Source organism: Brasilonema angustatum, assembly GCF_059505445.1.
This window is the reverse complement of sequence record NZ_JCACKO010000051.1, coordinates 1-23,354: the sequence shown is the minus strand read 5'-3', so window position 1 is coordinate 23,354 and position 23,354 is coordinate 1. Positions and strand designations below refer to the sequence as shown.

Sequence of the window (23,354 nt, the reverse complement as noted above, 5' to 3'; positions counted from 1 at the left end):
GTACGTCGAGCCGAGTTTAACTTTGTCGAGGGAAAAGCAACTATCATCCACTATTTGCCGCTAAAAAAGTTCTGCCATCAGCTTGGTATTAATCGCCCCAAATGTCATAACTTAATCTGTTGAATCGGTTAGAAGGGTAAAAAATCAAGTTTTTTGCCTGACTGGTAAGAGCAAGTCATCCGAGAATTTTTGAGCTAATTGTAGGAGACATGAACACTTTTGAATTGGTAAAACGTTATATCGCAGGGCAGAGGGATTTTAGTCAGGTTTTTCTTAAAGGAGCAAATCTAAGTGAGGTTTGTTTAACTCAAGCAAATTTAAGGGAATGCAATCTTACAGGTGCTGATTTGAGTTGGGCAATTCTGTATCGAACAGACTTAACCTGTGCTGACTTCACAGAAGCCAATCTTAACGCGGCAAACCTGATTGCAGCACTACTATCAATGGCTGTGTTAATAAGAGCCGACTTGAGTAGAGCCAATCTTAGTAGGGGAATCTTATATCAAACTAATCTTCAAGACGTAAACTTAACTAGAGCTAATCTGAGTTGGGCTAGCTTGGTTGAAGCAGATTTAACCAGAGCTGTTCTCCTAAAGACAGATTTGAGTGGTGCTAATTTAACCAGAGCTAACCTGAAAGAAGCGCTCATGGTCAAAGTCAATTTAACAGGAGCAACCCTAACCGGGGCAATCATGCCCGACGGGACTATTCACGACTAGACTTGGAGATGGAAATTCACACAAGGCAAATGCTAAGTGCGATTTTCAGGTGTCGGATTAACTGCCAATCCTTGCGCTTTCTGAAATAATAAACTTACAGGCTGCCCAGAGAATGGACAACCTATCTTCCAATGGTGTGAACGGTAAACAACAACAAGGAAATTACAACTGGTTTATGCCATCCTCGCTTCCATTAGGAGCAGCCTGAGGCAGTATGGAACGGTCATCATCTGGAATTCGTGTAGGTACACCTAAATGCTTACGAGCATGTTCCTCTGCTAAGTTCCGGTCTTGTTCGTTGTGAAACTGTTCCTCATCCAGGAGATATTGACTACGTGCCGCTTGATCGCGACTTGGCATAGAGCCATTTTTCCATTTGTACTTAAAGTTCATGAGCAACCAATCCCTCAACGCTCATTTGCATTTAATCTGATCACTAAACCGAACGACTCTAGCGCCGGGTAGAGTTGAAAAACACAATATCATCCTAAAGACAGAGGAGATATATACATCAAATAGTAAAGTATTGTGTAGAAAGTTAATATTTTCTTAATATTTACAGGATTTTTTTAATGAATAGTTCCCAACGTTTCCTGGACTATAAACTAGGAACTACAGACTTAATTGAAGCTAAGTTCGTTTCACTTTTCCCTTGCAACCGGAAAAGCGAGCTGCAACAATGTTTGTCGAAAGATGAAAAAGTGTCTAAGTACATGGATGAGCTGCAATTCCTAAACGGTTTGCAAGTCCTAGTAGTAGATGACGATGTTGATAATCTCGATTTGATCAAGTTCATTCTTGAAGAATACAAGACAGAAGTGATTGTGGCAACATCAGTTACTGAAGGGCTTCAAGTAATGACGTGGTTCAACCCAGATATTTTGATCAGCGATATTGCTATGCCAAACTGTGACGGTTATTCGCTGATTCGTTCTGTTAGAAACCTCAGTGAACACGTAAAACATATTCCTGCCATAGCTTTGACAGGACAAGCTTCAGATGAAGCACGTACGCTGGCTCTGCAAGCAGGTTTTTCTACACACCTCAAAAAGCCATTTGATCCAGATGAGTTAATTGTCCTTGTTTCAAAGCTTGTTGAGATGGCTTCCCTCAAGAACAGTTGCGGTAATAATAAAGTTGAGCCAGAAAATGATGGAACAAAATTTAGTTTAAATGTTGCCTAGCAGCAGTTTCTGGCTTTGTTCTACCACTTAAAGCTGTAACCTTTGTCTGTCAAACCTGAGGCTGTATAGTTGCACTAACATAGTCCTGACAGATGAGTATAAATGCTTAAGAGTTTTGGAAAATTTATTGTTATGCTAAAATATAAAGAAATTATTAAAAATAATAGGTATTGAACATGGATAATATAAAAGGCAAGGGCATTAATGTCTCAACCTTACGTCAGGTATGGTCTGTGATTGAACAGACTCACACCAATGTTTTGCTGAGATTAAATGATGCGGATTTGGTTAAGCAACTCTTGGGGGAACTTGATAGCTTGAGAATGCTCAGCGGTGAGGAAACTAACACCGTAAGCGCCTACCTTTACTCCAGAACTACGTTAATACGTGATTTAGCTCAAGCACGTTTAGCATAGTAGATGGCTTCTGTTATGGGAAATAAAAGCCTGTATTTAGAAGTAGAGCATTTAAGATTTGCTTAATGCTCCAGTGGTACTCAATGCTTAAGGAGATGAAGTCCTGTGGGGACACGCTACGCGTATGCCTTGCCTGACGCTGCGGCTAGTGCCGTTAGCGCAGTGTCTCCACAGGAGATACGGCACGCTTTGCGCTTACCTGAACAAGAAGATTCCCGACAACTTTAAAAGGAGTCGGGAATCTAAACCTTTCTATTTTTACAAATCAAATAGGATAACTATATCTTTATGTAAGAATTTGGCAGATTAACTATATAGTCTGAAAAATAGTTTGAAAATAGAAATAATATCATGTCCGGATGATGAGTTGTCATTGCGAACGCAGCGATAGCGGAGTGAAGCAATCTCAAACCATGGCGATTGCTTCGTTTCACTCGCAATGACAAATAATAAGTTATTAACCGGACTTGATATAACCCGTTGCAAGAGCGTGTTTTCTCACCTTATAGGTTATGCAAATTTATTTAGATTACAGCGCAACTACTCCCACTCGCCCAGAAGCAATAGCCGCAATGCAAGCAGTCTTAACTCAAGATTGGGGTAACCCCTCTAGCTTGCATGAGTGGGGACAACGGGCAGCAACGGTTGTGGAACAAGCAAGAATGCAGGTGGCTGGTTTAATAAACGCACCTGATCCTGAATCTATTATCTTTACTTCTGGTGGTACTGAAGCAGACAATCTGGCGATTATGGGAGTTGCGCATTTGTATGCCAAGCCCCAACACATGATTATTTCCAATGTTGAACATTCTGCTGTCGCCGAACCAGTACGGTTGTTGGAGTTGTGGGGTTGGCAAGTGACTCGCTTAAGCGTGGATGCGAAAGGAAGAGTAAACCCCCTAGATTTAAAAGCAGCGTTACAAGATAATACCGTGTTGGTCTCGGTTATTTACGGTCAAAGTGAAGTTGGGACATTACAACCTATTGAAGAATTAGGAAATATAGCTCGTAGTGCAGGTGTTTTGTTCCATACAGATGCTGTACAAGTGGCAGGGCGCTTAACTATAAATGTGAAAAATCTACCCGTAGATTTACTCAGCATTTCTAGTCACAAAATTTATGGGCCACAAGGTGTTGGGGCGTTGTATGTGCATCCTGGTGTAGAGTTGGTTCCTTTAGTGGGTGGTGGAGGACAAGAAAGACGACTACGTTCTGGAACGCAAGCAGTACCCATTATCGCGGGGTTTGGGGTTGCAGCCGAATTGGCAGATCAAGAATTGCCAACAGAAACACCCAGGTTAATCAAGTTACGCGATCGCTTGTTTGCCCAATTAACTGATATTCCTGGTTTGCTTCCCACTGGCGATTGCACGCACCGCCTACCTCACCATGTCAGTTTTTGCTTAGAACACGCTGATGGACAAAAACTTAGTGGCAAAACTTTAGTACGACAAATGAATTTAGCTGGCATTGGTATCAGTGCTGGTGCTGCTTGTCATAGTGGTAAGCTCAGCCCTAGTCCCATATTATTAGCAATGGGCTATCCAGAAAACGTGGCTTTGGGAGCTATCCGCATGACACTAGGGCGCGAAACAACAGAAGCTGATGTCGATTGGGTAGCAATGGTGTTAAGGCAAGTTTTGCAGCGACTATCACCTGTAGAATTGATTGTTAGTCGTTAGTTAAATCAGTGAACAGTGAACAGGGAACAGGGAACAGGCAATAGGGAAATTGATAACTGATAACTGATAACTGATAACTGATAACTGGTTGAAATTGCAACTGCACTCTCAGCGCGTATGCACACGAATATGACAGAGAATTATCTGTGTTTATCTGCGTGGAGGGTGCGCTTAAAATCTAAAAATTCAAAATCAAAAATTTTTTAGTATGACTCAACTTCCAAACTCTCTTGAAGATGCAATTGTTCAAGCCGGTGAAGCAACCAAAGCAGCACTTGCAGATGGATATAAGCGCTTACAAGTTGAAATACTGATTCCAGAACTCAAACCTATGTTTGTGGCAGAGCAATTTATGCCACTTTTTGAAGAATACGGTTCTGGCTTGAAAGTTTTCTTTCCAGATGCTGGTGGTGCTGCGCTTGCGAAGCGTGATTGGGCTGATGTGTCGTTTAAGATTTTTGATATTGGTACAGGAAAATTATCTATGGAGGACAAAATTGAACCAGAGGATGAAATTTTCTTTCTTATTGGTCCAACTGTGGTAGAAGTTTTAGAGGTGGAAAAGATCGCTCAATTGGCGGGCGATCGCCCAATAGTCATATTAAATCCTCGTTTAGAAGATTTAGGGGTAGTCGGCATTGGTTATGCTGCGCGTCAAATACGTGAACGTTTCGTCAAAACAATAGAATCTTGCTATTATCTCCGTCCCATAGATGACGAGACTGCTGTATTTCGCTCTTACCCTGGGATATGGGAAGTTTGGCTGCAAAAGAGCGATGAGTATCAAAAGATTTCCGAATCTCCGCAAAAGCCATCTGGTGACGAGTTGGATGCAATTTTAGCTAAGGCACAGTTTAAGTCAGCTACCGTAGATGCTTCATCTGCGAAAAAGCCCAATTTGTTTAAAGGTTTGCAACGTTTCTTACGGGCGTTGAGGAATTGATTTGTTCCTTAAGAAGAACACAGAATACCAGGGAATAGGGAACGCTTAACAGGGAACAAGGAACAGGGAAGAAGTGTTTCTTATATTGGTAGTGGGTGGTACGCCTAAAAATGGGGCTGTTCCTAATAACCCTGAAAGGCATACTTTCAAGCAGGGTGAAAGCGAGTAAGGCTTCCATCCTTTTTTGTTGTTGGCTTATGAGGTATTGGGCGATCGCCCAAAGGGCGGCGAGAAAGCTGGAGCATCGCGTCCTTTTAGTGCGCCCCTCCGGGGCTAGCGCTGCTGGCAAAGGTCGCAATAACCGAAGGTTTTTTTGTCCTACGCAAACAGTGAATTGAAAATCAATAATTCGAAAATGAATAATAATTATTATTCTCATTATAGATGATTTTGCTCAAATATTTTCTAAATTTAAACTAAATTTAACCTTTTCTTTGACTATTGTTTAAGTCTGAAAGGATGAATCTATATTAGGCTTAATTTGTATTGATTTATATGTTTGAATGACATTCAAACAGGTAATGGAATGAGCAACTAGTTAATATAAATTCTCCTGTCAATAAATTAAAAAGTATTAATTATCCTGTGAAATATCAGGACTGATTTTAATTAATTAGTTCAACAACTTGCAGACTGAATCAACAAATTTATAACAAGAAGCTCTGGCAACAAAAACTCTAAATTTGTCAGATAAATTTCTCATATATCGTCTTATTTACTTTAGTACCGGAGTCATTTACATGGCAGATAATACTTTGGATGGGATCTCGACAGCAGGTAGCGGTTCCCAAGGTAGGAACGTGATCATTTACGTCACAGATGGTCTACGCCCGAGTTCAGTGAATCCAGAAGATGCACCGACACTGTACGAACTGAGTCAGAAAGGGGTCAAGTTTGTTAACAGCCATTCATTGTTTCCTACCTTCACCACACCCAATGCATCGGCGATCGCAACTGGGCATTACCTAGGAGATACAGGAGACTTCAGCAACACGATCTACACAGGCTATCCAGTGTTTGCTGGAGGACTAACTGGAACGCCAACGCCGTTTATTGAAAATGACGCGATTCTCAGTGACATCGACGAACATTTTGGCGGTAACTATCTAGATGAAGAAACACTGCTAGCCTATGCCCGTGAACACGGATACAACACCGCTGCAGTTGGAAAATTAGGACCAACGCTGATTCAGGATGTCACACAGGGTAATGTTGGAGCAGATGGGAAAATACCAACACCGAAGACGATCATTATTGATGACTCGACAGGAAAGACAGGTGGTGTTCCCCTCAGTCCAGAAATCACCAAACTATTAGTGAATGCAGGGGTAGGTGCTACAACCCCCGACCGTACTAATGGTGTAGCCAGCACTGACCAGTTGAGCAACGGCTTTTCTGGGAACAATACCACTCCCGGAACACTTGCTGCTAACACCGTTCAGCAGCAGTACTTTACCAATGCGATCACTAAGGCAATCTTGCCTTACTTCAATGAACAAGAAAATGACCAAAGTAAGCCTTTTGCTTTAGTCTATTGGTCGCGTGACCCTGATGGTACGCAGCATAACCAAGGAGACAGCCTTAACAGCCTGACTCCAGGAATTAACGGTCCAACCTCGAAAGCAGGTGTGAAAAATGCTGATAACAACCTCAAGGAAATTCTGAACTATATCAACAGCGATCCACAGCTAGCAGCCAACACCGACATTTTCATCACCGCAGACCACGGCTTTTCTACCATTAGCAAGCAGTTCACAGATGCCCAAGGAGGAAAAGTCAGCGACTATGCCTCATCCCTAACTTATCCAGGAGTCAATCCTGGCTACTTACCTTCTGGATTTGTGGCGATTGACATTGCCCACGAATTGGCGCTACCCCTGTATGATGCTGACACAGCAACTGCTGATGGCAAAAACTATGCTTTGGTAGACCCTACTCAAGGACAACGTCCTAGAAATGGCGACGGATTGATTGGTGGTAGTGGAGTGATTCAGGACAAGCCTGATGCCAAAGTGGTGGTTGCAGCTAATGGTGGATCAGACCTGATTTACATTCCAGACCATAACCCCGAAACCGTTAACAAAGTGGTGGATTTCTTGAGCAAACAGGATTACACCAGTGGACTGTTTGTCAGTGATGAGTACGGTTCAGTTCCTGGTGCACTACCTTTATCGTCAATTAACTTAAAGGGTTCGACTGAATTACCAACTCCTGATATTGTTTTGAACTTCCGGACATTCGCCACAGACTCAAACAATCCCTCTGGCTCACAGGTAGAAATTGCCGACACAGCCTTGCAGCAAGGTCAAGGGATGCACGGTAGCTTTGGTCGGGGCGATACTTACAACAACATGATTGCCTTCGGTCCGGACTTTAAGCAGGGCTACGTTGATAATGCACCAGTGAGCAATGCTGACGTTGCCACCACATTGGCAAATGTTCTGGGATTTGATATTCCCAGTAATGGCGACTTGACAGGACGAGTGATCACAGAAGCACTCTTAGGAGGTCCCGATAGTATTCCTTACACTACGGGTATCTTGAAGTCTGCTCCGACTGCTGATGGTATTAGCACTTATCTGAACTACCAACAAGTAGGTGACACTAGCTACTTTGATGCTGCTGGCTTTGGCGATCGCACTGTCGGCTTAACGACTTTTCCAGAGTCAGTCACTTCAGTGATTTAGTATTTTGACCAACACTCGGGGTGTAAGGGTGTAGGGGTGTAGGGGTGTAGGGGGAAAGAAAAATCCTATTTGCTGTGTACCCAATAAAGTAGCGTAGGGTGGGCACTCGTGCCCACCCTACAATTTGAGGCTTTCAGCAATTCGCGCTCCAAAATCAAAGATGCTGAAAACAGGGAGGCATAAGTGAGAAATTTGGCGAGAACTTCTTGGACGAAGAAATATTTTTGGCAATTGTTCGCTGCATCGTTTTTTGTCATCCTGCTAGTATGGGGAAACTGGAACCAACATGGTACTCAAGGTCAGACTGCGAGCAAACCTCAAGTTCCCAAAGTTATTTTGATTTCCCTAGATGGTGCAACACCACAACTGATTAACCAATACCTTGCTGACGGAATACTTAGCTCAAGCCAGGGTTTAGGATTACTGCAAAGCCAGGGAATAGTCGCTCAGCAGAATATCACTATTACCCCATCTCTGACTGCCCCTGGACATATTGCGATCGCAACGGGTTCTTCTGCAGCAAAGAACGATATTGACGCCAACACATTTCATCTAGTTGCTAGTCCTTTCAAAGAAAATATCAGTGGTTTTAATGCTCCCATCGGCGGCTACTCAACTGGTATTGATGGACCGGCCCAAAGCACAGACTTGACAGCAAAGCCACTTTGGCTATCCTTACGAGAAAACGGTAAAAAGGTTGTTGCTGCCACATTTCCGGGAGCAGATGGGGTAGATATCACGGTACCAGGATTGCCAAATAGCCCGATTGTGCAACCAGCGAATAAGAGAACCGTAGACTATACAGTACCTTTTGGAACTTTTGCTGGAGTTGGGGCGCAAGGTTTTAACCTGACAGCAACAGACTTTTCTCCCGCTCCCAAGTCAGTGATAAACCAACTCAAAGCGGCTGGGAAAGTGTCCTATAGCCGAATTTTAAAGACAAATAAATCCTTTGATAAGTTCACAGTTAATGGCGTCACTTACGACATCCAAGTCGTTGCGATCGACACAACTAAGGATCGCAAAGTTAATTACGACACGTTAGTCTTCTTTGATGCTAACCAAGGTATTCAGCCGGGTCCCTTCAATTTACCTTCCACTGGACCTGCTTATGTGCGAGCGAGTGGGCAAAAGTCTAGCCCATTCTACTTGGAAGGTAGCTCCAGCAAAGCAGGTACCGCTTTTTACGTAAGTACCCTGGCTCCTGACTTATCCACTGTACGCTTTGCTCGTTACTCTGCCAATTACATTCCGCGCAACGCAGCAGTGCTAGCAAATGTGGATGATATCAACAATAATGTTGGTTTCTGGGGAAATCAGGCAGATTACCGCCTTACTGAGCGACTCAGCCCCGGATTTGAAAATTTTTCTGATGAAGAATTAGAAACTATCTACCAAGACCAGGTTCAGAATTTTGTTGATTACCAAACCAATGTTGGTTTACGGGCAATTACTCAGAATCCCAATGCTGACCTGGCAATGATCTACATTGAGCAACCTGATGGATCAGAACACCAGTTCCTGCTTACCGACTCACGTCAAGCAACTAACCCTCGCGACCCCAACTCTATTGCAGCAAATCAGGATCAACAGAAGATTGCCCGTTACGACGCTTATGTAAAAGCAGCTTACCAAGCTGCCGATCGCGCAATTCAACGTGTTATTGATACCGTTGGTACTGATAGCCAAGGCAGACCTAATAGCAACATCATCGTCGTTTCAGACCACGGGTTTGCTGCTTTCCATACATCGGTCGATATCAATAACTTTCTTAAAAACAATAACTTCGATTCTAACAAGGTGAGAGCCGTAAGTTCTGGTCCTGCGGTCAATATCTACTTCAACCTACAGGGACGGGAACCTAATGGCATCGTTAGTCATGAAGAATACGTTACCTTGCAACAGCAAGTAGCAAATGCACTCAAATCTTTTGTAGATAACAATCCCAATTACAGCTACGGTAACAGCGTCCATATATTTGATAAGGTTTACACCAGACCTATCCCTGAAGATCTGAATGACCCCTCGTTTGGTTTAAGCACAAATGAGTTCATTGGTCAAGATGCAGGTGATGTTTTTGCCCTACTAACACTGGGCTACAACTTCGATGGTATTCAAACGCCAGTTGTGCAGCGCTTGGGAGATGATCCTTCTAATAGTTCGGTGTTGTCTGTGCCCAATTTCTATGGCGCACACGGCTACGACCCCAATCTGCCGAATATGAGTGCGATTTTCTTTGCCGCTGGTCCAGATTTTGGACACAGCATGTTAAAACAGGTTCGCAACATTGATATTGCGCCTACAATTGAGTATTTGTTGAATGTTCAACCTGCCTTAACTGTACAGGGTAAATCTATCGTCAATTAATCAAATATAGGACTTATGCAAAAACCCTTTTAAACCCTCTTACCTTTGTGTTCTTTGCGCCCTTTGCGGTTTATTTTTTCATTATTTTGCGTAAGTCCTGAAATACTCGTCAATCATCAAAAATATTGCTTGAGTATATAGATAATCGCCGCAGAGAACGGCGTGTATCTTCCATCTGCATCTGGCTTTTCATAACCCTGAGCAAGAAGCTGTATTTCTGTAGCTGTCAATCCGTCAGTAGCTAGCAGTGTAGCATCAATAGCTGCACGCCTCATATTTCTCAACTTATCAATGCCAAGTGCTAGTTTTTGAATTGTGGTTTTAGCAGCGGCTTGTTTATCGTGATCATCTGTTGGGATAATTTCTCCAAAACCAGAGTACTTAAAGTAATCTACACATTTTGGATCTAACGGGGAAATCATCAGTTCCTCATCAAACCAAGCTTGTTTTTTGTGTCCACAATGCACTGGTACACGAGGTCTGTGTTCATCTTCGCCTTGGCATGAGGCGATCAGATTAGTGTACTCAAATGTTAGATCTTTATAAACACTCTTGGGTCTAAAATGTTCAATATGGCATTGTTTTCTGGCTATAGACATACCACAATAGCAACAAATGAAACCTTGCTCTTGTAGTAGTGAGTGATATACTTCATTTTTCACTGGTTGTGGGAAGGATTTCCAGTCGGGTGTTCGGCTACCGAGTTTATGCTTCCATTTGGTTAAGCTATCTGGTTCTTTACTTTTTTGGATATACTTCATCGATTGAGAATTTCCTTGCGTCGAATAAGGACATCTGCTCTCACAAATTCCGGATCGTCTTCTCCAATTTCATCGGCTAAATTTTGGCGCAATTGTTTAGCGCTATCGAGATGTCCCTGGTCAATTAATCTAAACAAATCGCGGAGATTATCTTTGACTTCTTGAGGTCTTTCTGATACACCCATGAGGTCTTCTAGAATTTGATTGCTATCTCTGCCAAACGAATTTTCTGGACGTTCAGCAACGATACCATCAGATGTTGCTTGTAGGAGGTAAATGCTGTCTGGTTTGACGTGACTCACCACTTGTGGTGAATGGGTGGTGATAATAAACTGACAATTGGGGAATGTTCTTATCAAAGCTGTAATAACTTGCCGTTGCCATTTGGGGTGCAGGTGTAGTTCAATTTCATCAATGAGAACAATACCTTGCCCTTCGAGTGGATTATCTAAACTTGGGTTAGCAATTGCCAAGCGCCTTGCCAAATCACCCACCATTGCTAGCAAGCATTTTTCCCCATCAGATAGTTGATTAACGATGAGTTCTTGACCTTGTTTTTTGATAGTCATTCGTAAGGGCGATCGCTCAACTCGTAAATCTGAAAAATCTGGTTGCAAAGATGATACCGCCCCTCTGATTGCTTCTAACTGCTTATCTCGATGATTTGGATTATCCCGTCGCAATTCATTTTCCAAATCTTCGCGGTTTCTAAACCATTCAAAGAAGCTTTTGAAGTCTATTCTTCCACCAGTCAGTGCTTGGTCGTAGGCATTTATTTGTGTAAATAAATGTTTCTCGGAAATTTCCAAAGGCATATCAAGAACGGCACGATTGACTGGATAATAAACAGCCAAAGGAATACTAGCGTTATCATTATTTGCTAACTGATTGTTTATATCGTCAACGAGTGTTTGTAAATCTTTTAAAGGATTTTGACTCACTTCATCAGCTTTTATCTGACTTAGCACTATTGAGGCTGCTTGTAAGGCGTTTGTAACTTCGTCTCCATATCCAAGCTTTTGTATGCGTTGCTGACTAATACCATCTATCAAAGATTTGATAGCCTCTAATCGGACTTCACCCGCACTTTTAACCGATTTGCCCTCTTTACGTTCCTCACTTAAAGACCAAGTAATTTCTTCTTCTGGTTGCGGAGAAATTGTTATTGAAATATCCAGTTTTTGGCTTTCATTCGTGATATCTTGTTCACTTAAGGAACGTATGGAATGACCATGTTGAATTTGCCCGGTAAGCTGGGATAAAAGAATAGCAATACAGTCTAAAATACTAGATTTTCCAACACCATTGATACCAAGAAGCACAGTTGGCTCCATTTCAGCAAAATCAAGCGTCAAATCGCCGATCCCACGGAAAGAATTTATTTTTAGGCGCTTGAGTTTCATAAGTTGTTACTCATTGAAGTTGCATAATATAGGACTCACATTTAATTTTTGACAAAGCTAGGTACACTTTCTGTTCCCTGTTCCCTGTTCCCTACCTCCACGAGTCAATTCACCCTTCGGGTTCGCCAGATGCCTACGGAGGGAAACCCTCTTGCAGCACTGGTCTCACCAAATCAAACCTGATTCTTATAGATTTTTTGTATAAATTAAGATTATGACTATTTTGAAGCGCAGAGTCACACAGAGATACACAGATCACTTATTTGTGTATCTCTGTGTGTCTCTGTAGTTTTATATTCCCAAAAATGACTGAGATAAAAGATAGAAGAATTACGCTGATTTGAGTTGAATAACACCTTTATCAAAAACGCTATTATCAGTGCCGATTCCACTAATTTCTATTCTATCTGCATAAACTTCGTAGGCAGCAAAACTTAACTTTTCTGCCGAATATTCTGTCCATTCAGAACGACCTACAGGACGAGTGTCCGCACCAGCGCCAGATATTACATAAGTAGTTCCATTAATCGAACGAGTGCGTTCATAATGATGTTCATGACCATTTATATATAATTGAACACCGTATTTCTGAAAGAGTGGAGTAAAGTTTTTAATAAAAGTTGGATTGCTACCATACATACCTGATGAATAAATCGGATGATGACCATACACGATTTTCCAAGGTGCTTTAGAGGTGCTTAATTCTTGATCCAACCATTTTAGCTGCTTTTGCAAATCAGCGTTGGTGTTCGTATCTAAAACAAAAAATTGCGCATGATCGCGTTGAAATGTGTAATATCGTCCCTTCATATTAAAATTGAGATACTTTAGTTGAAGGTCGCCGTTTGCGGTACGAATATCGTGATTTCCGAGAGCAGCCTGAAATTTAACACCTTGCTTTAATAATGGTGCATAGGGACGCTCAAATACTGCATTAATTTTTTCCATCTCACCATTGGTGTAGATATTATCACCAGCTAAAACCACTAAATCATAAGGATTTTTACTGTGATAGTTAGTCATTGCTTTAGCTACGGCGTACTGTGTTTGCTCTCCAGTACCTGTATCTGAAACAGAAACAAAACGTAGTAAGGAATTGTTTTTGACTGGATTAGGGGGTATCGCCGCTTTTGATATAGCAATTCCACCATTTTTGCCACCTTGACGACTGACACAACCGAGAAATCCTGAACCAATAGCGCTGAGGCTACTGAGAAACAAAAATTGACGACGTTTGAACTTCATAAAATTACCAAATTAAATAAATAGTAAAGTATAGCTGATGCAATGAAGTGATAAATTAAGGCTGAGGAGGCTGTAGTGCAAGAATAAAGTCTCTTGTCTTTGATTCGCAGCTGTCGGTTAAAGTTCCATGTCCCAAGATAATCATAATTCACAACCACCATTTTCCCCTGAACCGGAAGCGAACCTACCGCAACCGACGGTTGAGTCGGCATCTCAACCTCCCCAAAAACGATACCAGAGAGTCCAGCCAATTTGGAAGGCAATAACTCTGCGAATTCTGAGAGGGACAATTGGGGTTCTAGAAACAACGGTAGACAAATTAGAGACACAACCCTCTATTAGGGATAAGCGAACCCCTGATTTTTTCCAGAAACTCCAGTTGGCATGGAGTGCTGTTTTAGGCAAAATTCGCTCAATATTACCAGAAAACTTATCGACAAAGTTGTCAGATACAGCAATAACCGGAATAATTGCTGGAATTGCAGTGATTCTTGTTTGGACAACTTCTACAGTGTTTGGTAGTAAGCCGACTGAAGTCGCAAGTGTTCCACCAGAAGTAAAAACACCTCCATCCGCAACGATAACGACTGCACCAGAGGTAGAAACACTTCCCACTCCACCAGCAATCGAAGAAACGCCACCACCAGTAGAGGAAATCACACCACCACCAACCGCAGAAACTCCACCACCATCAATAGCTGAGGAAACTCCGCCGCCTGTGCAGGAAACTCCGCCACCAGAACCAGAACTGGAACCAACTCCGACGCCAACCATTATTTTGACACCAGAGCAAACCTTGATTGCAGCTATCGAAAATCAAATAGCAGAGGTGAGCGATCGCTTCGCCTCGGGTTTGATACAGTCAATTAAAGCTAACTTTCGTACCAGTAGTCTTGCTATCATAATTCATGATGAATGGTATAATCTAAAACAATCACAACAAGATACACTCTTGGCTCAGATGCTAGAACGTTCAAATGAATTGGATTTCATTCATTTAGATATTATTGACTCACGGGGTAAGCTGGTAGCACGGAATCCTGTTGTTGGTACTGAGATGATTGTTTTTCAACGACGGATTTCACTCATTCCTCAGCGATGAGATAGCATAAATAATGTAAATCGACTAACTCAAACTACTTATAGCATAATTCAGAAGTCAGAAGTAAAAATGGCTTTCTGCCTTGCTTTTAGACAAGAGCCTTGTACCTCAATTACTTGCAATGCGCTGTATTTAAAGTAGTTTACAACTATTTTCTTAAACATCCTCTTGGAACTGATTTATAAAATAAACCTTAAATTCTGGAACTGTCGAAACTATTGATTTTCAAATTGCTAACAAACGAATCAGAAGGCTTTTAGTTCCTTAATGTTTCGTTACAGGGTTAGGTTGATTTTCACAATTATACTTGCTTCTCTATGGAGAAAAAAACAAAATATACGACAGCAAATATATGTATAAACATTACCAAAAAACAGTCTTAATCTTTACATAAAATTCACAAGAAAAGTCAAAGAGTTTACGGATTTTTGCTGCTCAAAAATAGCTTTATCGAGCTAATATGTATATACAGACACAGAATTATTCTTCTAAATCTTTCTAGTAAAACAATAATGCAAAAGATTATAGAATGTTGTTAGATTGCAGTTTTGAGAGTATTGGTACATATAACATTTTTGTCTGTCTAATATATTACGCAGGTAGAAATGTATTGAGTTGTACACAATCTCATTCAATATTAAATCAGTCTTGCCCACAGTTAGAAGGTTAGTTGGAATGATACACTCGGAGATTTAAAAGTGGACTTTTAAATCACAGTTTCTATAGAATCAGCATAATAGAATAAGATTTTCGTGTAGAGGAAGTAGCTGAATTTCTACTATCATCCTAACTATGCAGTATATATGCGTACTAGAAGTGCCGTACTTTCACGGCTATATACACTTGCTAAATATGTTCACTGACTACAACCTGTTATAGTTTTGCGAACAGCTAAGTACTATTTCTTTCTTGTCTTGGCAAGAAGCAGTTAGCCAAATCGTGGAGAGAAATTTCTTTCTTAGTGAAGAGTAAATGATGGAGTATTTCACGGATAAGTATCAAATGCCATAACACAAAAAGTGGATTTATCAGCAAAAGTGTTCAGTCATTACACAGATTTATAAGTCGTCTAGAAAAATATACAACACTTTTGTTGTTTCAAAAATTACTTTGTCTTTACTTGTGTCACTTATGAATTTTTTCCAACTCAAGGCGGAAGACTTGTATTGTGTTTCCACTTTTGTGGGGATGCTTTCATTGATTCTACCTTTGAGACAGGTTGTTATTTAAGGGGAATTGAGGTACGTTGGACAGTTCTTGTTAATCAGTAGAAAAAATTAAAATAAAATTGCAAATTGTGAAAAATTGTTATAATTTTTTATCATGCAGGCATAGTTAAATCATTTCGCTCATATTCCAATTAATCTTTAGGTGTTTAAGTAAAATGACTTAAGTCTCTACTTTTAATCTAACAAAATGTTACACACTTACCGAAATCTGTCATTTTTTGGAAAAACAAATATTTCTGGGTTTCAAACAGACCAATATAGCAGTTCTCATTCGGACGAATTACAGCTTTATGTATGTCCATCTGCTACAGGCTGCGGTTTTTTAACTCTCTGATGTATTGCACCAATTGAAAACCGCTATTATTATGCTCATAAATGATTAAATAAGAAATTTTCATCAACTGTTTGAAGTGACAAGAAAGTCTTTAAAAAGAGAGAATTAACACAAACATAAAAACTCTCAAGCAAAGCCACAAAAGCATAAAACGCAAGATATTTTGCTGTTAGTATCGTCGAACAGTCTAGATTGACGATTTCAAAGAATATGATTGTTCTAATGAAAATAACAGCAAACACTTAAATATTGGTGCTTTTACAACGAAACCACAGTTTACCAAATAAATGGAGTTGTTCAGGAAATGCAGTTAAATGACTTGGTATCGAGTAACAGTGTAGAAAAAGACGCGTGGACAGCAATTGAAAACTCAATTCTCTACTATAGAGGTCGTCCTATAGGAACAGTAGCTGCTTATGATGTGACAATAGAGGCGCTGAATTATGACCAATGTTTTGTCCGAGATTTTGTATCTTCAGCTTTAATTTTTCTGAGCAAGGGTAGAACAGATATTGTCCGTAACTTTTTAGAAGAAACTTTAAGGTTACAGCCAAAAGAAAGACAGCTGAATGCTTATATGCCAGGTCGGGGTTTAATGCCAGCTAGCTTTAAAGTTGTATGTGACGGTGAAGAAGAATATTTAGAACCTGATTTTGGTGAACATGCGATCGCCCGAGTCACACCTGTTGATTCTTGCTTGTGGTGGGTTCTTTTATTACGTGCTTATGTGGTTGCTACGAGAGACTTTTCTCTAGCATATCAACCGGAGTTCCAACACGGTCTGAGATTAATTATGGAACTGTGTTTGGCAACTCGGTTTGATATGTATCCAACACTATTGGTTCCAGATGGTGCTTGTATGATTGACCGTCGTATGGGTATCTTTGGGCATCCATTGGAAATTCAAGCTCTATTTTTTGCTGCTTTGCGTGCTGCTAGAGAACTGCTGGTTTGTCAGGGTAATGAAGATATTGTTACAGCTATTGATAATCGCTTACCGCTTTTACAGACTCATATTCGCCAGCATTATTGGATGGATCTTCATCGTTTAAATAAGATTTATCGTTTCAAAAGTGAAGAGTATGGCAAAGCAGCTGCTAATCCCTTCAACGTATATGCTGATTCACTACCTTATTATGAATTGGACAAGTGGCTGCCAAGAAAAGGGGGTTATCTAGTTGGTAATGTTGGACCTTCGCAGCTAGATACTCGCTTCTTTGCTTTAGCAAACATGATGGCTATTGTCTCAGACCTTACTAGTGAAGATCAATCACAAGCAATTATGAATCTCATCGAAGAAAGATGGGAGGATTTGGTGGGAGATATGCCCATGAAAATTTGTTTCCCAGCTTTGGAAAACGAAGAATATAAGATTGTCACTGGATGTGACCCCAAAAACATACCCTGGTCATATCATAATGGTGGAAGTTGGCCTGTTTTACTGTGGTTGTTATCCGCAGCTGCTGTGAAAACAAATAGAATAGATCTTGCACACAAAGCTATTGAAATTGCAGAAGCACGCTTACATGAAGATGAATGGCCAGAGTATTACGATGGTAAGAAGGGGCGACTCACTGGGAAACAAGCCAGAAAATATCAAACTTGGACAATTGCTGGATTCTTATTAGCAAAAGAACTATTACGCAACCCTAGATTTTTACCTTTGGTCAGTTTTGGATCATTTAGTGTAGAACCTGCTTCTCGGGCTTGTGAGTTTGAAGTGGTTGAGGGTAACACTCTATATTTTGGTTAAGCCTTGTAATTTTACTTAAAGTTTATTTTCTACACTAGAGTGCGTTATGCTCATGCAAACGCACCTTATTGCTTTAGGGCATTTTACTAATATCGCCAAAACTGCCAAGATACTTGCTACCATCAGCTTGTCTAATCTTAAATTTTGTTAGCGCAGCGGGACGCAGTCCATTTTGAATTTTGAATTGTTTCCATCCCCCCGTCAACTAGCTTTTATTGCCTTGCGAAACGTTCACAAGGGGGCTTATACTGACATTGCTCTGGATCGAGTGCTTACAAAAGCAAATCTACCAGATACTGACCGCCGCCTCGTCACAGAATTAGTTTATGGCTGTACCAGAAGACAGCGTACTCTTGACGCTTTTATCGACCAATTAGGGAAAAAGAAATCCCACCAACAGCCAAAAGACCTCCGCACTATTCTACATTTAGGCTTATACCAACTATGCTTTCAAGAACGAATTCCTGAAAGCGCTGCTGTGAATACGACTGTCCAACTCGCTAAAGAGAATGGCTTTTCTGGACTAACGGGTTTTGTGAACGGTTTATTGCGACAATATATCCGTTTAGAAAACAAAGGAGATAAAGTCTGTGTTCAATCTTCTGATCCGACAGAACGCTTAGGTATTTTATACAGCTTTCCCAACTGGATGATTCAAGTTTGGCTGGAACAATTCGGTTTAGAACAAACAGAACACCTCTGCTTATGGATGAATAAAACTCCAGCCATTGACTTGCGAATCAACCTCCTTTGCACTTCCCTAGAACAAGTGGAAGCGGCGTTGACATCTGCTGGTGTAGCGTCTCAACGGCTTCCCCACCTACCGCAAGCTTTACGATTGATGAGTAATGCTGGTCCGATTCAAAATTTACCAGGTTATAACGAGGGTTGGTGGACAGTACAAGATAGTAGCGCCCAATTGGTTAGTCATTTACTCGATCCTCAACCAGGTGAGGTGGTGATTGATGCTTGTGCGGCACCAGGAGGTAAAACAACTCACATTGCAGAGTTGATGAAGGATGAAGGTAAAATTTTTGGTTACGATCGCACTCCCTCTCGTCTAAAAAAACTTCAAGAAAATGCTCAACGACTGAAGTTAAAATCTATTGAAATTTGTACTGGTGACAGTCGTAATATGCCCCAGTTTCAAAACACTGCTCACCGTGTCCTACTGGATGCACCATGTTCTGGGTTAGGAACCTTGCACCGTCATGCTGATGCTCGTTGGCGACAGACACCAGAAACTGTAGAAGAACTCTCGGTGCTTCAAAAGCAACTTATTTCACATACATCGACTTTTGTCAAGCAAGATGGTGTCCTTGTTTATTCCACCTGTACACTGCATCCTAAAGAAAATGAAGAAGTCGTTTCGTCTTTTCTAGCTGAGAATCCAAATTGGGAAATAGAGCCTCCTAGTGCTGATTCTCCCGCTAGTACATACTCTACTCCACAAGGCTGGATCAAAGTATTGCCTCATCAACAGGACATGGATGGCTTTTTTATGGTGCGCTTAAGGAAAAACAATTAAAATTATTAGATTTTTGGGTGAAAGGGTATGGATAATGAGGAAAATAAGTAAAAAGACATATTCCCAAGTCCTAATACCTTAAGAAAAATCATGGTTAAGAATTCTAGTGTGAAAAACTTGGTGAAAATCCTGATTGGAGCCGCTTGGATTGATGGCAGAATTCAGCCAGAAGAGAGAGAATATCTTCGCAAAATAGCTCAAGAAAAGGGTATGGCTAACGAACCGGAAATTCAGCCTTTGCTAAATGAGCTAGTTGTAGTACAGCCAGAAGAGTTTGACAAGTGGGTGAAGGAATATTTAGGCGATCGCCCTAGTGCACAAGAGTACCAAAATCTAATTGAAGCTATCAGTGGCTTAATTTACAGTGATGGTGAGGTGGCGGTAGAAGAAGCAAGACTCCTCACCAAATTACAACAATTATCAGACACAGGCGATTCAACCCAACCTCGGCATAATGCTGTTCTTAAACAAATTCAGAAGCTTTACCGTCGTTGGGTTGAAGTTCAAAATTGAAAAAGTCCACCAGTTCGCAAGTTGTGAGTCCTGAGTAAAACCAAAATCCGAATCAATAACTCTTGTTTTCAAATAGTCCCTACACTTAAGGGCAACTCTTGTGTAGCCGCACCTGTGCTAAGGTTCAAAGGAGGTACAAGAATCGGGTTTGGTATCAGCACTCACGAACTCAAAACTATCTAGGACTTCGGCTGACTTGATTACGGAGTTGGCTATTTCCCACCTTTGGGCTCACCCAGTCCTGGAGTTGAGTCTGTATCAACTTTAGGTATAACATCAGGACGCTCTTTGTCTTCCCAACCTACAGGACGTTTAGAGTTGAACCAAGCAATTGAGCCAATGCTGACAGCAGCAATAAAGCCAATCACATACACAGCGGTGAAAGCAAAAGGAAATTGATATGGTTCTTTGGCTGCTTGGGCTGCTGCTTCCATCAAAAAATACATAAAGATAATCCCCTCTACAGTAGGCAACTTACATTAGACCCTATAGAAACAGCGTATCATTAACATCCACCGCAGGGGAGAACAGCAGTAGGGAAGTTAGGCAGATCGGCGTTTTTCTAGTGACAGAACAATTTTCGTCACGAGTACGTAAGTCCTAGCTAGAATATTGGACAATAGGTGTACTTATAAGAACAACAAATATGCGACAGCCAGCTTCAGACTTTCAGCAAAACCTTATCCAAAAGATTGCAAAGTGGAAAGCTGGGTTAGCTGACTTAGGACGACGCAATCCTCTGATCAAGTTTCGGCAAGATAGTCCTCGAACTTTGGAAATTCTGACAGAGGAACCAGATCTTCTGTTCAAAAATCTTACACAAGGAAAGAAATCGCTGGATTTTCAAATACTTGATAGCGAGCATCAAGATATTTCCCAGTTGATAAAGACCAAAGCATTACCAGCACAAACAAATCCTCTCGAATTAAGAACTCGTCAGACTGGGAATGAGCAACTCAAGCAGCTTAAGAAATTGCGTGCTGAGGCACGAAAATCATTTGAAGAACGAGGTGTAAACAGCTTATTTCTGGCACTAGGAACGCTGACTTGGTATGACAAGGAGAAACCAGATGATGCTTTGCTCTCACCTCTAATTTTGGTTCCTGTAGATTTAATAAAAGAACCTAAACGAGATGCATATAAAATATCTATTTTGGAAGAAGATATAGTATTAAATCCAACGTTAGCACAAAAGTTAAAGCAAACTTTTGGAATTGAGCTTCCAGAAGGAGAAGTTATACAAGGACTAACTTACAACGAAATTCTTACCTAAATTCGCGAACTTTTAGCAGAACAAAAGACGTGGCAAATTAAAGAGAATGTATTTCTTTCATTATTCTCTTATGCCAAAGCTGCAATAGTTCGGGACATTATTGACAATGAAGATCGAATCTTTTCTCACCCTATTTTGCAAGCGATTAGCGGTGATTTAAGTACCTATCAGTCTAACTATAGAGAACCCTTGCCTGCATCAGATCTAGATTCACAAGTTAAACCTGAACGAATATTTCAAATTCTTGATGCTGATTCTAGCCAGCAAGTTGTTATTGAAGCAGCAAAGGCTGGTTCTAGCTTTGTTGTTCAAGGTCCACCAGGAACAGGCAAAAGTCAAACTATTGTGAATATTATTGCTGAACTGGTTGGCGATGGAAAATCAGTTTTATTAGTTGCAGAAAAAGAGACTGCATTAAGTGTTGTATATAAGCGCATAGCTGAACGTGGTTTAGACCACATATGTCTCAATCTGCACCACAGTGGTACAACAGATAAACGAGTACTTGTCAATAATCTATCTAAAACTATTGATTATCTTTCACAAATATCTAGTGTCGAAAATCACAATTTATTCTATGAGCGTCTTGTTTCTACTCGTCAATCGCTAAATTCATATCTCACAAGTTTACACACCAAAGAGAAGCCTCTAGATAAATCACCGTTCGAGATATTTGGTGAGATTTTGAAAAAAGAACGCGAAGGAGTTCCAAATATCAATGTTATATTTTCTAACTTCAACCAATGGACTCCCAACCGATTAGAAGAAGCAAAAGATTTATGAAATCAGTTAGCGAGAGTTTTACCTTTATTTCAAGGAGAGAAAACAACTGTTTGGGCAAAAAGCTCTCTTGGGTCTTATTCTTATAAACTTGAATTAGAAATCAGGGACAAAATAGAAGATTTTCAACAAGCGATTTTTTCAACTCAAAATATTAGTCAACAGCTACAAGCAGTTCTGCAAGTTCGACCTTTATCCAACTTAGAGTCTTTAGAGACATTTTATCCAGCCCTATCCCATATACTCAAAGCTCCATTGAATCTGCCACAAAACTGGCTTGAAAGCGAAGCAGAGTTGACACCAATTGAGCAAGCTTTGAATTGGTTGACTGGCTTACAAAGATATTCGCTTCCTACGAATTCTGTCCAACATATTATAAATTCTCCCTCTCGGCGGCGCGAACTGGCTGAATTAGTTAAGAAATTTGAGTCAACTCATAACAATATTAGGCAAGGATTAGATTTTTTGCTGTCGCACTTTGACGAAAGCGATATTACAGATTCTTACCTGCCCCGTAATCAAATCTCCTTCGCCGAACTAGAAGAATTTTTGAAGCTGGCTCAATCGGAATTGCCTTATTTTCAAGAATGGTTAACTTACAAAGAAACTTGTGAAAAGCTCGGAAATCTAGGAGCCAAAAAGTTTTTAGATGCTTTGCGTGACACTAAACTAGAACCATTACAATGGTTTCCATCTCTGGAGAAACTTATTTACAAAACATGTCTTGACACGATCCTTGCCAAAAAGCCTGAGTTGAAGAATTTTAATATTGAGGTGCACGAACGGCAAATAAAAGAGTTTTCCAAACTCGATTCCTACCAGCTAGATGCTGCCAGTGAACGTCTAAAACAGCTTCATGTGCAACGCTGGCGAAACTGGGAAAAAACCTCTCTGGCTCAGACTGAGTTGCCAAGACTGAAGAAAGAAGCAACTAAGAAAAGGCAACATTTACCCATTCGTAAACTCCTTAACGACGGGCAAAAGGGGATACCAAATTTGGTCAAAGCCTTAAAGCCATGCTGGATGATGAGTCCGCTCTCGGTTAGTCAATATATTAATCCAGATGTGGTTCATTTTGATGTTCTCATTTTCGATGAAGCATCTCAACTTCGCACAGAGGATGTTGTTCCCTCTATTATCCGTTCTAATCAAGTTATTGTAATTGGTGATAACAAACAACTTCCCCCCACATCATTCTTTTCAACCGGAGACAGCGAAGAAGATTTAAATGATGATGATATATATGAAAGCGTTTTGGACGAATGTTCAAAGTTTATGCGTGGAGGACACACGCTCAAATGGCACTATCGAAGTCAAGATGAGCGTTTAATAGCTTTCTCTAACAATACCTTTGCCAATTTACGAGGCTGGAACGGTACTTGTGATTTGAAACAAAAAATGAGATTTTAACTCATGATATGCTTTAAAAATGAGT

20 protein-coding genes are annotated in these 23,354 nt (G+C 40.7%); 15 read left to right on the top strand and 5 right to left on the bottom strand.

The annotated features are described in order from the left end of the window. Positions 1-209: 209 nt before the first annotated feature. Positions 210-719 (top strand): pentapeptide repeat-containing protein, encoded by a 510-nt coding sequence (locus tag AC5JM2_RS11555; protein ID WP_495835020.1) that lies wholly within the window; start codon positions 210-212, stop codon positions 717-719. A 162-nt stretch (positions 720-881) separates the two neighbouring features. Here AC5JM2_RS11555 and AC5JM2_RS11550 read toward each other — a convergent pair whose 3' ends face one another. Beyond that, positions 882-1,112, bottom strand: a complete 231-nt coding sequence (locus AC5JM2_RS11550; protein WP_495835019.1) for a bromodomain-containing protein — start codon at positions 1,110-1,112, stop codon at positions 882-884. 179 nt (positions 1,113-1,291) lie between these two features. Between AC5JM2_RS11550 and AC5JM2_RS11545 the strand changes: the two genes are divergently transcribed. From AC5JM2_RS11545 to AC5JM2_RS11515, 7 genes are all read left to right on the top strand, one after another. Continuing rightward, on the top strand, positions 1,292-1,903 hold the full coding sequence (locus tag AC5JM2_RS11545; protein ID WP_495835018.1) for a response regulator: 612 nt from the start codon (positions 1,292-1,294) through the stop codon (positions 1,901-1,903). A gap of 176 nt (positions 1,904-2,079) precedes the next feature. After that, entirely contained in the window at positions 2,080-2,319 is a 240-nt protein-coding gene (locus AC5JM2_RS11540; protein WP_495835017.1) for a hypothetical protein, read from the top strand. Positions 2,320-2,424: 105 nt separating this feature from the next. Next, a complete protein-coding gene (locus AC5JM2_RS11535; RefSeq protein ID WP_495835016.1) occupies positions 2,425-2,547 on the top strand; it encodes a hypothetical protein in 123 nt (40 codons plus the stop codon). 284 nt (positions 2,548-2,831) lie between these two features. Continuing rightward, positions 2,832-4,001, top strand: a complete 1,170-nt coding sequence (locus AC5JM2_RS11530; protein ID WP_495835015.1) for a cysteine desulfurase family protein — start codon at positions 2,832-2,834, stop codon at positions 3,999-4,001. 208 nt (positions 4,002-4,209) lie between these two features. Then, positions 4,210-4,944 (top strand): DUF1995 family protein, encoded by a 735-nt coding sequence (locus tag AC5JM2_RS11525; protein ID WP_495835014.1) that lies wholly within the window; start codon positions 4,210-4,212, stop codon positions 4,942-4,944. Between the two features lie 740 nt (positions 4,945-5,684). After that, positions 5,685-7,631, top strand: coding sequence for an alkaline phosphatase family protein (locus AC5JM2_RS11520; RefSeq protein ID WP_495835013.1), 1,947 nt, complete (start codon positions 5,685-5,687; stop codon positions 7,629-7,631). A 183-nt stretch (positions 7,632-7,814) separates the two neighbouring features. Next, positions 7,815-9,998 carry an alkaline phosphatase family protein gene (locus tag AC5JM2_RS11515; RefSeq protein ID WP_495835012.1) on the top strand — a complete coding sequence of 728 codons (2,184 nt, stop codon included), beginning with the start codon at positions 7,815-7,817 and terminating at the stop codon, positions 9,996-9,998. A gap of 116 nt (positions 9,999-10,114) precedes the next feature. Here AC5JM2_RS11515 and AC5JM2_RS11510 read toward each other — a convergent pair whose 3' ends face one another. The 3 genes from AC5JM2_RS11510 to AC5JM2_RS11500 form a co-directional block, all read right to left on the bottom strand. Further along, positions 10,115-10,759 (bottom strand): retron system putative HNH endonuclease, encoded by a 645-nt coding sequence (locus tag AC5JM2_RS11510; RefSeq protein ID WP_495835011.1) that lies wholly within the window; start codon positions 10,757-10,759, stop codon positions 10,115-10,117. After that, positions 10,756-12,162 (bottom strand): AAA family ATPase, encoded by a 1,407-nt coding sequence (locus AC5JM2_RS11505; protein WP_495835010.1) that lies wholly within the window; start codon positions 12,160-12,162, stop codon positions 10,756-10,758. The genes AC5JM2_RS11510 and AC5JM2_RS11505 overlap by 4 nt, the downstream gene beginning before the upstream one ends. A 330-nt stretch (positions 12,163-12,492) precedes the next feature. Then, the gene (locus AC5JM2_RS11500; RefSeq protein WP_495835009.1) at positions 12,493-13,407 is read right to left on the bottom strand and encodes a metallophosphoesterase family protein; all 915 of its coding nucleotides are present in this window, start codon (positions 13,405-13,407) and stop codon (positions 12,493-12,495) included. Between the two features lie 127 nt (positions 13,408-13,534). Between AC5JM2_RS11500 and AC5JM2_RS11495 the strand changes: the two genes are divergently transcribed. The 4 genes from AC5JM2_RS11495 (at position 13,535) to AC5JM2_RS11480 (ending at position 19,866) form a co-directional block, all read left to right on the top strand. Next, positions 13,535-14,509: a hypothetical protein gene (locus tag AC5JM2_RS11495; protein ID WP_495835008.1), complete on the top strand. Its 975-nt coding sequence runs from the start codon at positions 13,535-13,537 to the stop codon at positions 14,507-14,509. A 1,867-nt stretch (positions 14,510-16,376) separates the two neighbouring features. Then, complete coding sequence (locus AC5JM2_RS11490) at positions 16,377-17,825, top strand: glycoside hydrolase 100 family protein (RefSeq protein ID WP_495835007.1); 1,449 nt, start codon at positions 16,377-16,379, stop codon at positions 17,823-17,825. A 172-nt stretch (positions 17,826-17,997) separates the two neighbouring features. Further along, the gene (locus tag AC5JM2_RS11485) at positions 17,998-19,353 is read left to right on the top strand and encodes a 16S rRNA (cytosine(967)-C(5))-methyltransferase (RefSeq protein WP_495835006.1); all 1,356 of its coding nucleotides are present in this window, start codon (positions 17,998-18,000) and stop codon (positions 19,351-19,353) included. 90 nt (positions 19,354-19,443) lie between these two features. Next, positions 19,444-19,866, top strand: coding sequence for a tellurite resistance TerB family protein (locus AC5JM2_RS11480; RefSeq protein WP_495835005.1), 423 nt, complete (start codon positions 19,444-19,446; stop codon positions 19,864-19,866). 212 nt (positions 19,867-20,078) lie between these two features. Here AC5JM2_RS11480 and psb35 read toward each other — a convergent pair whose 3' ends face one another. Then, entirely contained in the window at positions 20,079-20,312 is a 234-nt protein-coding gene (gene psb35, locus AC5JM2_RS11475; protein WP_495835004.1) for a photosystem II assembly protein Psb35, read from the bottom strand. A gap of 200 nt (positions 20,313-20,512) precedes the next feature. Between psb35 and AC5JM2_RS11470 the strand changes: the two genes are divergently transcribed. The 3 genes from AC5JM2_RS11470 to AC5JM2_RS11460 all read left to right on the top strand — a co-directional run bounded on the left by AC5JM2_RS11470 (position 20,513) and on the right by AC5JM2_RS11460 (position 23,329). Next, positions 20,513-21,139: a DUF4011 domain-containing protein gene (locus tag AC5JM2_RS11470; RefSeq protein WP_495835003.1), complete on the top strand. Its 627-nt coding sequence runs from the start codon at positions 20,513-20,515 to the stop codon at positions 21,137-21,139. Positions 21,140-21,328: 189 nt separating this feature from the next. Next, complete coding sequence (locus tag AC5JM2_RS11465; protein ID WP_495835002.1) at positions 21,329-21,922, top strand: AAA domain-containing protein; 594 nt, start codon at positions 21,329-21,331, stop codon at positions 21,920-21,922. 252 nt (positions 21,923-22,174) lie between these two features. After that, complete coding sequence (locus AC5JM2_RS11460; protein ID WP_495835001.1) at positions 22,175-23,329, top strand: DEAD/DEAH box helicase; 1,155 nt, start codon at positions 22,175-22,177, stop codon at positions 23,327-23,329. Positions 23,330-23,354: the final 25 nt, after the last annotated feature.

What these genes read in the sequence shown, in the direction of transcription:
- AC5JM2_RS11555 (WP_495835020.1), top strand. Translation starts at nt 210, where the DNA reads ATGAACACTTTTGAATTGGTAAAACGTTATATCGCAGGGCAGAGGGAT.
- AC5JM2_RS11550 (WP_495835019.1), bottom strand. Translation starts at nt 1,112, where the DNA reads ATGAACTTTAAGTACAAATGGAAAAATGGCTCTATGCCAAGTCGCGAT.
- AC5JM2_RS11545 (WP_495835018.1), top strand. Translation starts at nt 1,292, where the DNA reads ATGAATAGTTCCCAACGTTTCCTGGACTATAAACTAGGAACTACAGAC.
- AC5JM2_RS11540 (WP_495835017.1), top strand. Translation starts at nt 2,080, where the DNA reads ATGGATAATATAAAAGGCAAGGGCATTAATGTCTCAACCTTACGTCAG.
- AC5JM2_RS11530 (WP_495835015.1), top strand. Translation starts at nt 2,832, where the DNA reads ATGCAAATTTATTTAGATTACAGCGCAACTACTCCCACTCGCCCAGAA.
- AC5JM2_RS11525 (WP_495835014.1), top strand. Translation starts at nt 4,210, where the DNA reads ATGACTCAACTTCCAAACTCTCTTGAAGATGCAATTGTTCAAGCCGGT.
- AC5JM2_RS11520 (WP_495835013.1), top strand. Translation starts at nt 5,685, where the DNA reads ATGGCAGATAATACTTTGGATGGGATCTCGACAGCAGGTAGCGGTTCC.
- AC5JM2_RS11510 (WP_495835011.1), bottom strand. Translation starts at nt 10,759, where the DNA reads ATGAAGTATATCCAAAAAAGTAAAGAACCAGATAGCTTAACCAAATGG.
- AC5JM2_RS11505 (WP_495835010.1), bottom strand. Translation starts at nt 12,162, where the DNA reads ATGAAACTCAAGCGCCTAAAAATAAATTCTTTCCGTGGGATCGGCGAT.
- AC5JM2_RS11500 (WP_495835009.1), bottom strand. Translation starts at nt 13,407, where the DNA reads ATGAAGTTCAAACGTCGTCAATTTTTGTTTCTCAGTAGCCTCAGCGCT.
- AC5JM2_RS11495 (WP_495835008.1), top strand. Translation starts at nt 13,535, where the DNA reads ATGTCCCAAGATAATCATAATTCACAACCACCATTTTCCCCTGAACCG.
- AC5JM2_RS11490 (WP_495835007.1), top strand. Translation starts at nt 16,377, where the DNA reads ATGCAGTTAAATGACTTGGTATCGAGTAACAGTGTAGAAAAAGACGCG.
- AC5JM2_RS11480 (WP_495835005.1), top strand. Translation starts at nt 19,444, where the DNA reads ATGGTTAAGAATTCTAGTGTGAAAAACTTGGTGAAAATCCTGATTGGA.
- psb35 (WP_495835004.1), bottom strand. Translation starts at nt 20,312, where the DNA reads ATGTATTTTTTGATGGAAGCAGCAGCCCAAGCAGCCAAAGAACCATAT.
- AC5JM2_RS11470 (WP_495835003.1), top strand. Translation starts at nt 20,513, where the DNA reads ATGCGACAGCCAGCTTCAGACTTTCAGCAAAACCTTATCCAAAAGATT.